We start from the raw sequence: 13,634 nt of genomic DNA on the forward strand, positions 1-13,634 counted from the left end.
AACCGTAGGCCCACGCAATACGGCTCATTCGCCGCCAAATCGTCAAGATCCGGCTCACTCGGAAGGAAGTTTCGAGGAAAAGCCACGAGCGGGAACGTTTTCGGCCTGGTTGGATGTTGACCCTGGTACGACAGCTCGTCGAGCTAGAGAAGAGGCGACGTGACTACTGTTCTGACCCCCGCGAGCCCGCTGACGGCCGCTGACCGCTGCGACCGGTGCGGCGCTCAGGCATACCTGCGCGTCGTTCTCATGAGCGGCGGTGAACTGCTCTTCTGCGCCCACCACGGACGCAAGTTCGAGCCAGAACTCAAGAAGATCGCCGCGGAGATACAGGACGAGACGGAGCGGCTCACCGCCGTCCCGGCGTCCGCGTCCGACGAGGACCGCTGAGTCCCTCTCGGAACGCTGATACATCGCATTCCACGACGAGCGAGGTCCCGCCACCCAGGGCTGGACAGCCGCGGGCGGCCGCCCCACGGGGAGGCCGCCCGCTCTCGTACCCTCACCGCGGGGTCTTCCCGGGCGGCTGAGCGCCCTGTGGCTGCTGAGCGGCCAGTACCTGCACGGGAGGCTGCGGAGGCCCCTGAACAGCCGTCTGGGGCGGCGGCGGAGGCGCCGCGGCCGGCGGCGGAGCCTGCGGTGGCGTGACCGCTGCGGGCGGCGCGGCGGGCTGCGGGTCCACGGCAGGCGGCCGCAGCAGGCTGTCGGTGCTGTGCTGCTGCACCAGGGCGGCCACGGCGGAGATGCGCGTGTACACCCCCGGATGCTGCGGCAGGGCACAGCCACTGCCCCACGACACCAGTCCCACCAGCCGTCCACCCGCCACCAGCGGCCCTCCGCTGTCCCCCTGGCAGGCGTCCCGCCCGCCCTGCAGCACGCCCGCGCACAGCATCGACGACGACTGGTACACGGCCTCCTGGCCGCCCGGATACACCCGTCGGCACTGCTCGTCCTCCAGCACGAACACCTGGGACGCCCGCAGCCCGTCCGCATAGTTGCCGTTGCCGATCATGTCCCCCCACCCGTAGACACCGGCCGACGTACCGGGGGCGTAGGCGCCGTCCCCGGCCTGCGCCATGGTGATCGGGTAGTTGTCCGGCACCGGAGTGGCCAGAGTGATGACGGCGACGTCCCCCGCGTTGGTCTCCGGGTCGAAGTCCGGGTTGACCCAGATGCTCTTCGGCGGCAGCTCGCTGCCCTGCCGGGTCCGCAGATCGGTGCGGCCGACGATGACGCGCAGGTCCTTCGCGTCCGACGGATCACCTCCGAGCACCTCACGGCTCAGACAGTGCGCCGCCGTGACGACGGTCGTGCGCCCCACCAGCGCCCCGCCGCAGAACTGCCCGGACCGGATGGGGCCGAACCGGTCACGACTCGCCAGAGCCACCGCCCAGGGCGCGTCCGCGATGCTCACCGCCTGCCCGCCGACCACCCCGCGGTCGTCCCCCCGGACGGGGCCCGGCGCCAGCAGGACCAGCACGGCCGCCCCGACCAGCGGGTAGCTCAGGGCACGCATACACCCACCTCTCCTGACCGAATGGAGTTCTTCGCATACCCAGCGTCGTTCCCACGAGCGGTCGCCGCATCCGGAAGCGGGCAGGGCCCGGCCCCTCCGAAGAGGGACCGGGCCCTGCCCGCAGACCGGATCCGGTGGATCAGTCCAGGTAGTCGCGCAGCACCTGGGAGCGCGACGGGTGACGCAGCTTGGACATCGTCTTGGACTCGATCTGGCGAATGCGCTCGCGGGTCACGCCGTAGACCTTGCCGATCTCGTCCAGCGTCTTGGGCTGGCCGTCGGTGAGGCCGAAGCGCATCGAGACGACGCCCGCCTCGCGCTCGCTGAGCGTGTCCAGGACGGAGTGCAGCTGCTCCTGCAGGAGCGTGAAGCTGACCGCGTCCGCCGGCACGACCGCCTCGGAGTCCTCGATGAGGTCACCGAACTCGCTGTCGCCGTCCTCACCCAGCGGGGTGTGCAGGGAGATCGGCTCGCGGCCGTACTTCTGGACCTCGATGACCTTCTCGGGGGTCATGTCGAGTTCCTTGGCCAGCTCCTCCGGGGTGGGCTCGCGGCCCAGGTCCTGGAGCATCTGGCGCTGGACGCGGGCGAGCTTGTTGATGACCTCGACCATGTGCACCGGGATACGGATGGTGCGGGCCTGGTCGGCCATCGCGCGCGTGATGGCCTGGCGGATCCACCAGGTCGCATACGTGGAGAACTTGTAGCCCTTGGTGTAGTCGAACTTCTCCACCGCGCGGATCAGACCGAGGTTGCCCTCCTGGATGAGGTCCAGGAAGAGCATGCCGCGGCCGGTGTAGCGCTTGGCCAGCGAGACCACCAGACGGAGGTTGGCCTCCAGCAGGTGATTCTTGGCGCGGCGCCCGTCCTCGGCGATGATCTCCAGCTCGCGCTTGAGCTTCGGGGCCAGCTTGTCGGCGTTCGCCAGCTTGTCCTCGGCGAACAGACCGGCCTCGATGCGCTTGGCGAGCTCGACCTCCTGCTCGGCGTTGAGCAGGGGGACCTTGCCGATCTGCTTGAGGTAGTCCTTGACCGGGTCGGCGGTGGCACCGGCCACCGCGACCTGCTGCGCAGGAGCGTCGTCCTCGTCCTCGTCGGACAGCACGAAGCCCTTGTTCTCGCCGGCCTCTTCCTCTTCGTCGCCCTTGCCCGGGGCAGGGGTCTCGTCGAGGAGCTCGTCCTCGAGCAGCTCGTCGGCATCCTTCTTGCCGGCGGTCTTCTTGGCCGCCGTCTTCTTGGCGGCGGCCTTCTTGGCCACCGTCTTCTTGGCCACCGCCTTCTTGGCGGCAGTCTTCTTGGGCGCCACGCCCTCGCCGACCTCGTCCTCCCCGTACGCGCCCGACTGGGCGGACGTGCCGGAGACAGCCGATCCGGCAGGTGCCGCCTGCCGGGAGGTGACCGTCTTGGAGGCGACGGCCTTGGTGGCGGTGCGCTTCGCCGGGCTCTTCGCTGCGACGCTCTTGCGGGTGCGCTTGGGCGCCTCTGCGGCACTGACCATCAGCGTCACACCCTCCTCGTCGAGGACCTGGTTGAGGCTGCGCAGTACGTTCTTCCACTGGGTTGGCGGAATCTGGTCAGCCTCGAAGGCCCGACGCACGTCGTCGCCGGCGATCTGCCCCTCGGCCTTTCCCTGCTCGATGAGCGCCATCAGAGACTCGGATTCGGCGATCTCCGGCGGGAGCGTACGGGATGTGCTGGCCGACACGAACAACCTCTCGGAACGATGGAAACGGCTTCCGGCCCCGGCCAGCCGTTTCGGGCGACCGGTTCCGACGACCGCCGGCAAGGATGAACCGACGGCGCGGGCAGTAGTGCAGAGCAACACAGCGCCTCACGGGAGTCCTGTATTCCCTCCGCGGCTACCACCTCTTTAGTCATCGCGCTGCCTCAAAGAGCGTTACGCCCAATCCTCGTGGCCCGAGTCACACCCCATAACGGAGTGAAAGGACACCGAACCGGGCAGATCGTCGCTCCTGGCTCCGGCAGCCGCGCGGAACGGCCCACTCGGCCCGCGCGCACGGCCGTACGCGCGCGCCGGATGAGCGATCCCGCGCTGAACCGTCCCGTCCGTACGGTCCCGCCAACCGGTCAGTGCTCGCGCGGCGCGGGGACGACGCGCTCGACCTCCGGGTGGGCGACCAGCAGTTGACGCATCGCTGCCTCCGCTCCGGCCGCGTCGCCCGCTCCCACCGCGTCGACGATTCGCAGGTGCTGGCCGACGCCCGCCTCGGTGGGCCGGTCGCAGCCGCTGGACGAGGCCCCGGAGACGTGCAGGGCGGCCGAGACGATGCCCGCGAGGTGCTCCAGCATGCGGTTGCCGGCGACCTGCAGCAGGAGGGAGTGGAACTCGGCGTCGGCGCGGGAGAAGGTGAGCGAGTCGCCCTGAGCCAGGGCGTGTCCCATGATCTCGGCCATGTCGGCCAGCCGCTGCTGGACGTCCTCGCGGCCGTGGCCCGCCGCCAGCCGCGCGGCGAGCGGCTCGATGGTCCAGCGGAGCTCGCACAGCTCGCGGCGCTGGTCGTCCCGCTGCGGGCCGAAGGCCCGCCATTCGATGATGTCCGGGTCGAGCAGGTTCCAGTCGCTGACCGGGCGGACCCGGGTGCCGACGTTGGGGCGGGCGCTGACCAGGCCCTTGGCCTCCAGCACACGCAGGGATTCGCGGACGACGGTGCGGGAGACCTCGAAGCGCTGCCCGATCTCCTCCGGGACCAGCGGGCGGTCGGCGCCCAGGTCCCCGGAGACGATCATCTGGCCCAGCTGCTGGACGAGCTGGCCGTGCAGGCCCCGGCCGCGGCTGCCGGCCGCACGGCGGCCCGCACGGCCGAGCTCCGCCTCGCCCTCCCAGGCGGGCGGGGCGCCACGGTCGGCCCCGGGGGCCTCGGCGTAGGAGTAGCGGTCAAGCTCGCCCGGGCCGGCGAGGCCGGAATCGGCGGGGCGAGCCGCGGTCATCATGGTGTGCGCAAGGGTACTCACGCTTCCTTTGTCGGCTACACCTTCTGGCCCCTTGAGGTCTTTGGTGAAAAGCACACGAAAGGGTGATCGCCCATTACCTGACAATTGACGCCCAATTGGACATATGGCCGCACAGCTCACGGCAGAGTGAATGCGGAGTGTCACGGCCTCCCGTTCGTCGGTTCGCTGCCCGGACAGTGCCCTGGCCACATCTGCCACGGTCATGACCCGGCGACAGCCTTCGCACCCCCGGACTGATTGTCACTCTGCGTGGATCACCGCGCGGCTCGTTGCCTTAGCACAGCCTCAGCGCGGCCGCCCGCGCAACACGGCGAGGAGGTAAGCCCCTCCGAGCCCTGCAAGAGCCAGTGCCAGTGCCCAGCCGACCGGCTGGGCCATCAGCCGCAGCACCGCCGTGAAGCCCTGGTCCATCCCGGACGGCCACTGGACGACGGCCGTCGAGCGCAGCCGCTCCGGGAGACCGGTCAGTGAGCGCACCGCGGGCTGGGCGAACAGTCCGCTCAGCACTGGCACCACGAACACCGGCACCGCCAGGACGGCGAGCAGCCCCAGCCCGGTGGACCGGAAGAGCCCTGCGGCGAAGAGACCGGCCCAGGCGCAGCCCACCGACAGCGCAGCCCACCCGGTGAGTGTGATGCCCCAGTCGTCAGGAAGGGTCGCGATCGGCTCCCCGAAGAGCAGGCGCAGGACGGCGGCGTCGACGCCGACGGAGGCGAGCGCGAGGAACAGCGCGGCTGCGGCGGTGACCGTCATCTTGGCGCCCAGCAGCCCCAGGCGGCGCGGGACGGCGCCCTGGTCCGGCCCGAGGGCGGGGTAGCGGAACTCCTGTCCGAAGGCGAGCGCGCCCAGCAGCCCGGCGCCGAAGGCGACCGGCGGGAGCGGGAACGCGAGCGGCCAGCCGGTGAGCAGTCGCAGCGCCGGCGGGTTCCCGGTGCGGGCGAGCAGCACGGAGACGGCCAGGGAGGCGGCCAGGGCCACGACTCCCACCGTCCAGCCGGTGCGCACCCCCGCGGAGCGGCGCAGTTCGTAGCGCAGCGGCCAGGTGGGACCGGGTGCGGACCGGCGTTTGTGCAGACGGGGAGGTGTGCGGGACGAGGAGGCGTCGGCGGCCTGCTCTTCGTCCCCGGCGGAGTTCACGCCGGCCGGGCCGCCCGCGGCCTCGGGGGTACGGCCGTCGGCGCGTTCCAGCGGGGTCACGGGGCCGGTGTCGCCGGTCTCCTCGGTCAGGCGGTGCACCAGGATGCCGTGCCGGTACGCGACCTCGCCGACGGCCGCGCCGCTGCTGCCGTAGACGTGGAGCAGACTGCTCCCGTCGAACGCGACCTCGACGGGACGGCCGGGGGGCGCGCCCCCCGGCCCCGCTGCCGCCTCGGCCTCCTCGCCGAGGAGATGGGCGAGCCGGGCGGCGTGCGGCGAGCGGACGGCGACGCGCGGGCGCAGTCGGCATGCGGCGAACGCGGCGGCCTCCTGGTCCGCGACGAGTCGGCCGTGGTCGATGGTGACGACCTGGTCGCCGAGGCGGGCCGCTTCCATGGCCTCGCGCGAGGTGACGAGGACGGCGCCGCCCTGGGCCGCGTAGCCGCGCAGCATTCCGTGCAGCCATGCGGTCTCGCGGGGGGAGAGGCCGTGGGCCGGTTCGTCGAGGATCAGCGTGTGGGGATCGCCGAGGAGCGCGGCGGCCAGGCCGAGGCGACGGTCCATGCCGAGGGAGAACCCGCCCAGGCGCTGGTCGGCGAGCCCGCTGAGCCCGACGACCTCGAGGACGTCGTCGGCGCGTTCGGCGGGGACCCCGGCGGCGGCACTGAGCATGCGCAAGTGTCCGCGGGCCGTCCGTCCGGGGTGGCCGGGGACGTCGCCCAGGAGCATCCCGATCTCACGGGTGGGGTGGGGCACCTGGTCCAGGGGGCGGCCGCGGAAGAGGGCGACGCCGCGCCCGGGGTCGAGCCTCAGCATCAGGCGCAGGGCGCTGGTCTTGCCGGCTCCCGGCTCGCCGAGCAGGACGGTGACCCGCCCCGGGCGGGCCTCGAAGGTGAGGTCGTCGACGGCGAGGTGCTTGTTGCGGCGGGGGGCGCTGGTGAGTCCGATGGCCTGGATCATGGCTTCTCTCGCGGGCGCGTGACGTGATTCGGCTCGGCGCGCGGGATCAGCGGTGACCGGCGGGGTCACGACGGCCGGCTCGGCGCGCGGGGCGGGAGGACGTACCGCAGCACCGTAACCCTGTATGTCTTATTTGCTACGCAATGACGGCTCTTCCGGGGTGTGTCACCCCCGATGGGCGGCCCCGTGGGGCAGGCCGCTCACGGCCCGCCCCACGGCTCACGCCTCGGGCCGCAGCATCGGCGGGTTGAGCAGCGTGGCCCCGCCCGCGCGGAACAGCTGGGCCGGGCGCCCGCCCTGGCGCGTCGTCGTACCGCCGGTGGGGACCAGGAAGCCGGGAGTGCCCGTGACCTTGCGGTGGAAGTTGCGCGGGTCCAGCGCGACGCCCCACACCGCTTCGTAGACCCGGCGCAGTTCGCCGACCGTGAACTCCTGGGGGCAGAACGCGGTGGCCAGCGAGGAGTACTCGATCTTGGAGCGGGCGCGCTCGACGCCGTCCGCAAGGATGCGGGCATGGTCGAAGGCGAGCGGAACGGCCTGCTCGCCCTCGCGCCCGTAGCCGGCCTCCTGATCCAGCAGCTCCTCCACCGGCGCCCAGCGGACGCTGCGCGCGTCGCCTCCCGCCCGCGGGGCCGGCAGGTCGGGGGCGAGGGCGAGGTGCGCCACGCTCACCACGCGCATGCGGGGGTCGCGCTTGGGATCGCCGTACGTGGCGAGCTGTTCGAGGTGCGCGGCGTTGGGGACCACGGGGCCCGCGGGATCGTGGGCATGCAGGCCGGTCTCCTCGGCCAGCTCCCGTGCGGCGGCCGTGGTCAGGTCCTCGTCGGCCCGTACGAACCCGCCGGGCAGCGCCCAGCGGCCCTGGAACGGGGGCTCACCACGGCGCACGGCCAGCGCGCACAGCGCATGGCGGCGCACGGTCAGCACGACCAGGTCGACGGTCACGGCAAAGGGCGGAAAGGCCGACGGGTCGTAGGGCATGACGCGATCATAGTCGTCTGCCTGACGATAAACAGGCTCTTGGGCGACGCCCGCAGGCGGTCCTTCGGTCAGTCCGGCGTGCACGGCGTTCACATCCCCAACTGCAGGCCGTCGGCGGCTTCCTCGACCATGCCGAGCCCGAGCCTGCTGATCCTGACGGCAAAGGGCTGCCCGGCGACGCGCAGCCCGGTGAAACGCAGGGCCCCCAGCGGGGCGTTGCGCAGCGGGCGGACCGCCACGCTGCCCCCGGGCACGTCGGGCCGCACCCCGGCCAGCACGGTCAGCAACTGGACTGCACCCGCGGCGGCGACGGCCGCGGGGCGGCAGGCGGCCGGATGCGGCAGCGGCACGCCGCCTCTGGCCCGCTGCTCCCCCGCGTACATCTCCGGCAGCCGGTGGCCGAAGGCCTCGGCGGCGTCGACCACTCCTCGCAACAGCCCGCTCGCCTCGTTCTCGTATCCGGCCGCCGCGAGGCCCGCGACGGCAACGGCCGTCTCGTGGACCCGCACCGCGCCGCTCCGGTGCCCGAACGGGTTGTACCCGGCCTCTCTCGCACCGAGGCTGCGCAGGCCCCAGCCGGAGTCGAGGGCCGGCCCGCCGAACAGCCGGGCCACCTGCTCGGTCTGCACCTTGTCGAGCAGCCCCGGGGCGACCCGGCCCTCACCGAGCAGCCCCGTGTCGAGCAGGTGCGCGGCGGCGCAGCCCAGGTGGGGTATCCGGCGGCCGTCGGGGGTGAGGCACGCCACCGGTCGGCCACCGCCCACGTCGTCGGCCCAGAAGTCCTCCCGGAAGCGGCGCCTGAGCCCGGCGGCCCAGTCGAGCAACTCCTCTGCCCCGGGCCGGCCGAACGCCATCAGGAGGTCCGCACCGAGCATCGCGGCCCGGTGCGCATGGGCCTGTACCTCGCAGCGGTAGGGGCCGCCGGGCACCGGGTCCGCGAGGTACCCGCTGTCCCCGGCCGCTGCGCGGAGCCAGGCCAGGCACCTCTCGGCCGCGGGCACGAGCGGCTCCGTCTCCTGCGGTGGCAGCCCCCACCGCCGGGCCTCGGCCAGGACCGTCGGGAAGAGCAGCGTCGCCTCGACGCCCGTGCAGCCTGGCGGCACATGGCCGCCGACGTGCCGCAGGGGGCCGGGGATGCGGCCGGCATCGGGGCCGGGCCCCGCGAGCTGGGTGCGTGCCAGCGTGCGCAGCGTCCCTGCGGCGAGGCCGGTGCCCAGGGGAAGCGACATCCGGGCGGCCCACAGGGCCTCGGCCGGGGAGAGGCGGCCACAGCGCCAGGGGATGCCGGCGGCGAGATGGGCGTCGCCCGGGTGCACGGGGTCGCGCACCAGCAGGGCCCGCAGATCCTCCAGGCTCGCCGCCAGCAGGGCAGCGGCCCGCGGGTCGTCCCCTTCGGCCTCCGCGTCGCTCCATGGGGGTGCTCCGCCACGGTCACGGCAGCCGTTCCCGCCCGCATGCGGGCGGCCGGGGACGTCCGGACGGACCCGGAGCTTGATGCTGTGGCTGCCGCCGGGCGGCAGCCGTATCTCCCAGCACAACAAGCCTGCCGAGGCCAGGACGTCACCGGGCGCGGGGTCGGCGGTGACCACCGCCTGACCGCCGGGGCCCGACCAGCGGAGCCCCGAGGCGTGCACCCCGGCGGGGAGCTCCGGACCGGCCAGCCCCGCCGCCACCGCGCCCAGCTCGGCGAGGTCGGTGCCCAGGGACACCTCCAAGGCCAGTCGCACCTCCTGGACCGCCGCGCTGCGCAGGGTGATGCGCTCGGTGCCCTCGGCGTCCCGCAGCCGCTCGACGGTGACGGCCGGGTCGGGCCCGGCATCGGCCGCCGTCCGCACCGTGCCGACGAACCGGGCCCGGCCCGCGGCGACCATGCGCCCCTGCACGGGCACCGGCTCGGCGCCCGCGACCCGCACCCTGCACCGCGCGAGCAGGCGCCGCCCTCCGCGGTAGAAGCCGTCGAGGCCCTGGCCGGTCAGCTGCCCGTGCTCGCCGGAGATGGCCAGGGCGGGCAGCGCGACGCAGATCAACGCCCCGTGCACGGGGACCGGTCCGGGAGGGCGTCCGCCGGCGGGGCGCCGGGGTGCGGGCGGGCGGTGGGCCTGCTGACCGTTGGGGGCAATGCCTTGCACTCGTCTGCGCTCCCTGGGGGCATCGCGGTCCGGATGTCGAACAGCCATTGCGGGCTACATGGGTGAACGGTGCGGGCCCCGCGGAGGTCACGGTGGCCGTTCCACAGCGCGGTCACTGCCGACTCCGCGCGCCCCGCTGCCCGGTGCGCCGCCGCGGCCGGGCCCTGCCCGCGGGGCCGTTGGCCGTCGCCGGGCCGCCGGGAGCGTCCGTCGTCGCAGGGCGGCGGCGCCTGGCGGGCGGTGCCTTGTCCGCTGCCGGGGATGCACCCGGCTTCTCCTCCACTCCCCCGGACCGGCCCGCCCTCGCACGGTCGCTCCCGGCACCGTTCGCCCCGGCCTCGACGGCGGCGGACAGTGCCCGGTCGGCCCGTTCCTGGCGGAGGCAGCGGCGCAGGAGCTCCGGATCCAGGCCTTCGTTGCAGGCGCGGTGCAGCAGCTGGGCGAAGAGGTATCCCGGATCGATGGTCAGCGCACCGCCCAGGGCGACCCTCGCCTCGGGATGGTCCCCGACGGACCAGGCCACCCAGCCGGCCAGGGCGAACGGCGCCGTGGCGTGCTCCTGGTACGGCGGCACACAGCGGCGGGCGAGGGCCCGCCAGAGCCGCAGCGCCGCCGGGGCCTGCGGGCCCTCCATCCACTCGGCGGCGCGGTCGCGCGCGGCGCGGTCCTGCAGGCCGATGATGACCGCCGCTGCTTCGTCGACGCCGACCAGCGCGTCGTCCCGCGCATCGGACTCCGTGCGCTGCGCGCCGGGCCCCGCCTCGTGGAACCGGTCCAGCAGCAGCCGCACCAGGTCCAGCGTCTCCTGCCGGACCGTCTCGCAGCTCGTGCCGCTCAGAATGCGGGGCACGAGGTCGGCGGCGGCCCCGTCCAGCGCCCGCAGCTGCGCCTCGGCCCGGTCTCCGGTGAGGGGTGCGTAGCGGGCCTCCATCTCGCGCAGCGTGCCCCGCACCTGGATGCCCGCGTAGGCGGCGGCCGCCGCCATCACCGAGGTCCCGGGGAGGGCCAGCGGCACGCCCTCCGGCGGGCAGCAGCGTTCGTCGGGACAGCAGTAGGACCAGAACCGGCCGCCGGAGATGCACAGCGCCTCGTAAACCGGCACGTCGAGGCCGCCGCACGCGATGCGCAGGCACTGCGCGAGCGGCTGGAGCCGCTTCATGACCTCGAGGGCCGTCTCCCCTTCGCCGGGGTCCCGGCAGAGGAACAGCACGATGCCGTCGGGCCGCGCGCCCCGCTTGGCGCTGCCCGCGACCAGGGTCTCGGCGAGCTGGTCGCACACGTCGGGCCACTCGTCCCGGCTGCCGGGGATGCCGAGCCTGAGCCGCCCGCCGAAGCGGCCGCGGTCGCCGTGCAGCGCCACCATGACGATGCTGTCGGTCGGGTGAAAGCCCATCAGATAGGGGAGGGCATCGGCGAGTTCGGCCGGACTGCGGAGAGTGATCTGGGGTTCCGGCCGGGGATCCCAGGGGGCGGACGAGGAGTCGGCGGATGCGGCGGACGGGCGGGATGTTTCGTCGCGGTTGCTCATGGCCCGAGGGTCCCGTGAGCCCGCCGCGGCCCGCCAGCCCTGTGGATAACTCCTGCCATATGGTCCTACTAATACTGAGGGCTGTGGACAGTGCGTTCGCGCGGTGTCAGTGATGTCGTGTTGCATGGGGGCATGACCAACGAAGCCCTCCGTGCCTCGGCCGACGCCGTCCTCGCCCGTCTCGTCGGAGACGCCACGGGCGAAGCGCGACTGCGCGAGGACCAGTGGCGAGCGATCGAGGCGCTGGTCGCCGACCGCCGCCGTGCCCTCGTCGTCCAGCGCACAGGCTGGGGCAAGTCCGCGGTGTACTTCGTGGCCACGGCGCTCCTGCGCGAGCGCGGCAGCGGCCCCACGGTGATCGTCTCCCCGCTGCTGGCGCTCATGCGCAACCAGGTAGAGGCGGCCGCGCGCGCAGGCATCCGCGCGCGCACGATCAACTCCTCGAACACCGAGGAGTGGGACACCGTGCAGGCCGAGATCGCCGCGGGCGAGGTCGACGTGCTGCTGGTCTCGCCGGAGCGGCTCAACAATCCCGACTTCCGCGACCAGGTGCTGCCCAAGCTCGCCGCCGCCACCGGCCTGCTCGTCGTCGACGAGGCGCACTGCATCTCCGACTGGGGCCACGACTTCCGGCCCGACTACCGCAGGCTGCGCACCATGCTCGCCGAGCTGCCCCCGGGCGTCCCCGTGCTGGCGACGACGGCCACCGCCAACGCCCGCGTCACCGCGGACGTCGCGGAACAGCTGGGCACGGGCGAGGGGGCGGAGAAGGCGCTCGTCCTGCGCGGGCCGCTGGACCGGGAGAGCCTGAGCCTCGGCGTCCTCCGGCTGCCCGACGCCGCCCACCGGCTGGCCTGGCTCGCCGACCACCTCGACGAGCTGCCCGGCTCCGGCATCATCTACACCCTCACCGTCGCCGCCGCCGAGGAGGTCGCGGCGTTCCTGCGCCACCGCGGCCACACCGTCGCCTCCTACACGGGCAAGACCGAGAACGCCGACCGCCAGCAGGCCGAGGAGGATCTGCTCGCCAACCGCGTCAAGGCACTTGTGGCCACATCCGCGCTGGGTATGGGATTCGACAAGCCGGATCTGGGATTCGTGGTCCACCTCGGTTCCCCCTCCTCCCCCATCGCCTACTACCAGCAAGTGGGCCGAGCCGGGCGCGGGGTGAAGCACGCGGAGGTGCTGCTGCTGCCCGGCCGCGAGGACGAGGCGATCTGGAGCTACTTCGCCTCACTGGCCTTCCCCCCGGAGGAGCAGGTGCGTCGCACTCTCGACGTGCTGGCCGCTTCGGACGTCCCGCTCTCCCTCCCCGCACTGGAACCCCGGGTGGAACTGCGCCGTTCGCGCCTGGAGACCATGCTCAAGGTGCTCGACGTGGACGGCGCCGTCCACAGGGTGCGCGGCGGCTGGACGGCGACCGGCCGCCCCTGGGAGTACGACGCCCAGCGCTACGCCTGGGTCGCCGAGCAGCGCACGGCCGAACAGCAGGCGATGCGCGACTACGCGACGACGACGGCCTGCCGGATGGAGTTCCTGCGGCGGCAGTTGGACGACGAGCAGGCCGCCCCGTGCGGCCGTTGCGACAACTGCGCAGGGCCGCGGTTCACCGCCGAGGTGTCCGAGGCCGCCCTGGGCGCTTCGCGGGGCGAGCTGGGGCGTCCCGGCGTGGAAGTGGAGCCGCGGCGCATGTGGCCGACGGGCCTGCCCGCCGTCGGTGTCGACCTCAAGGGCCGCATTCCCGCGGGCGAACAGGCCGCTCCGGGGCGTGCCCTCGGCCGGCTCTCCGACATCGGCTGGGGCAACCGCCTGCGGCCGCTGCTCGCACCCCAGGCACCGGACTGCCCCGTTCCGGACGATGTCTCCGCTGCCGTGGTGACCGTCCTGGCCGACTGGGCCCGGGGCCCCGGGGGTTGGGCCTCCGGCGCCCCGGACGCCCCCGCCCGGCCGGTGGGCGTCGTCACCCTGGCCTCGCGCACCCGCCCCCAGTTGATCCGGTCGCTGGGCGAACGCATCGCCGCCGTCGGCCGCATGCCCCTGCTCGGCACGGTCGAGTACCGCGACGCCCACACGGACACCAGAGTGCCGCGCTCCAACAGCGCCCAGCGCCTGCGCGCATTGGAGGGCGCGCTGGCCGTACCGCCGCAGCTCGCGGAGGCTCTCGCGGCCGCAGGCGGTCCGGTGCTCCTGGTCGACGACTTCACCGACTCGGGCTGGACGTTGGCCGTCGCTGCGCGGCTGTTGCGGCGGTCCGGGGCCGGGCAGGTGTTTCCGCTGGTCCTGGCCGTGCAGGGATGAGTGGGGGCGAAGGCGGGCAACACCGCCGGGGATGAGCGCGGCGGAGGGGGGAATTCAGTCGGCGGACCGCCGGATACCGGTCACGGGTGGGAATCGATCGTTGCCGCACGGC

The 13,634-nt window shown here is 73.5% G+C and carries 9 protein-coding genes; 2 read left to right on the forward strand and 7 right to left on the reverse strand.

The features are described 5' to 3' along the window. The first annotated feature begins 159 nt into the window (after positions 1–159). Positions 160–390, forward strand: a complete 231-nt coding sequence (locus ACMATS_RS10640; protein WP_071961820.1) for a hypothetical protein — start codon at positions 160–162, stop codon at positions 388–390. Between the two features lie 112 nt (positions 391–502). On the opposite strand, the gene ACMATS_RS10645 is transcribed toward ACMATS_RS10640, so the two are convergent. The 7 genes from ACMATS_RS10645 to ACMATS_RS10675 form a co-directional block, all read right to left on the reverse strand. Further along, positions 503–1,516, reverse strand: a complete 1,014-nt coding sequence (locus ACMATS_RS10645) for a S1 family peptidase (protein ID WP_414167789.1) — start codon at positions 1,514–1,516, stop codon at positions 503–505. 139 nt (positions 1,517–1,655) lie between these two features. After that, entirely contained in the window at positions 1,656–3,227 is a 1,572-nt protein-coding gene (locus ACMATS_RS10650) for an RNA polymerase sigma factor (protein WP_391150631.1), read from the reverse strand. A 377-nt stretch (positions 3,228–3,604) separates the two neighbouring features. Continuing rightward, positions 3,605–4,489 (reverse strand): FadR/GntR family transcriptional regulator, encoded by an 885-nt coding sequence (locus tag ACMATS_RS10655; RefSeq protein WP_390778392.1) that lies wholly within the window; start codon positions 4,487–4,489, stop codon positions 3,605–3,607. A 285-nt stretch (positions 4,490–4,774) separates the two neighbouring features. After that, positions 4,775–6,586: an ATP-binding cassette domain-containing protein gene (locus tag ACMATS_RS10660; protein ID WP_414167790.1), complete on the reverse strand. Its 1,812-nt coding sequence runs from the start codon at positions 6,584–6,586 to the stop codon at positions 4,775–4,777. 219 nt (positions 6,587–6,805) lie between these two features. Then, complete coding sequence (locus ACMATS_RS10665; RefSeq protein WP_390778394.1) at positions 6,806–7,567, reverse strand: NUDIX hydrolase; 762 nt, start codon at positions 7,565–7,567, stop codon at positions 6,806–6,808. An 89-nt stretch (positions 7,568–7,656) separates the two neighbouring features. Beyond that, complete coding sequence (locus tag ACMATS_RS10670) at positions 7,657–9,687, reverse strand: glycogen debranching N-terminal domain-containing protein (RefSeq protein WP_414170694.1); 2,031 nt, start codon at positions 9,685–9,687, stop codon at positions 7,657–7,659. A gap of 121 nt (positions 9,688–9,808) precedes the next feature. Further along, positions 9,809–11,224, reverse strand: coding sequence for a DUF4192 domain-containing protein (locus ACMATS_RS10675; protein ID WP_391150624.1), 1,416 nt, complete (start codon positions 11,222–11,224; stop codon positions 9,809–9,811). A gap of 132 nt (positions 11,225–11,356) precedes the next feature. On the opposite strand from ACMATS_RS10675, the gene ACMATS_RS10680 reads away from it, so the two are divergent. Beyond that, positions 11,357–13,522 carry a RecQ family ATP-dependent DNA helicase gene (locus ACMATS_RS10680; protein WP_414167791.1) on the forward strand — a complete coding sequence of 722 codons (2,166 nt, stop codon included), beginning with the start codon at positions 11,357–11,359 and terminating at the stop codon, positions 13,520–13,522. The last annotated feature ends 112 nt before the right edge of the window (positions 13,523–13,634 follow it).

Source organism: Streptoverticillium reticulum (genome assembly GCF_047456005.1).
GTDB classification, from domain to species: domain Bacteria; phylum Actinomycetota; class Actinomycetes; order Streptomycetales; family Streptomycetaceae; genus Streptomyces; species Streptomyces reticulum.

Bases quoted from the DNA above. Each gene is read 5' to 3' on its own strand.
- ACMATS_RS10645 (WP_414167789.1), bottom strand. From the start codon at position 1,516: ATGCGTGCCCTGAGCTACCCGCTGGTCGGGGCGGCCGTGCTGGTCCTG.
- ACMATS_RS10660 (WP_414167790.1), bottom strand. From the start codon at position 6,586: ATGATCCAGGCCATCGGACTCACCAGCGCCCCCCGCCGCAACAAGCAC.
- ACMATS_RS10665 (WP_390778394.1), bottom strand. From the start codon at position 7,567: ATGCCCTACGACCCGTCGGCCTTTCCGCCCTTTGCCGTGACCGTCGAC.
- ACMATS_RS10680 (WP_414167791.1), top strand. From the start codon at position 11,357: ATGACCAACGAAGCCCTCCGTGCCTCGGCCGACGCCGTCCTCGCCCGT.
- ACMATS_RS10675 (WP_391150624.1), bottom strand. From the start codon at position 11,224: ATGAGCAACCGCGACGAAACATCCCGCCCGTCCGCCGCATCCGCCGAC.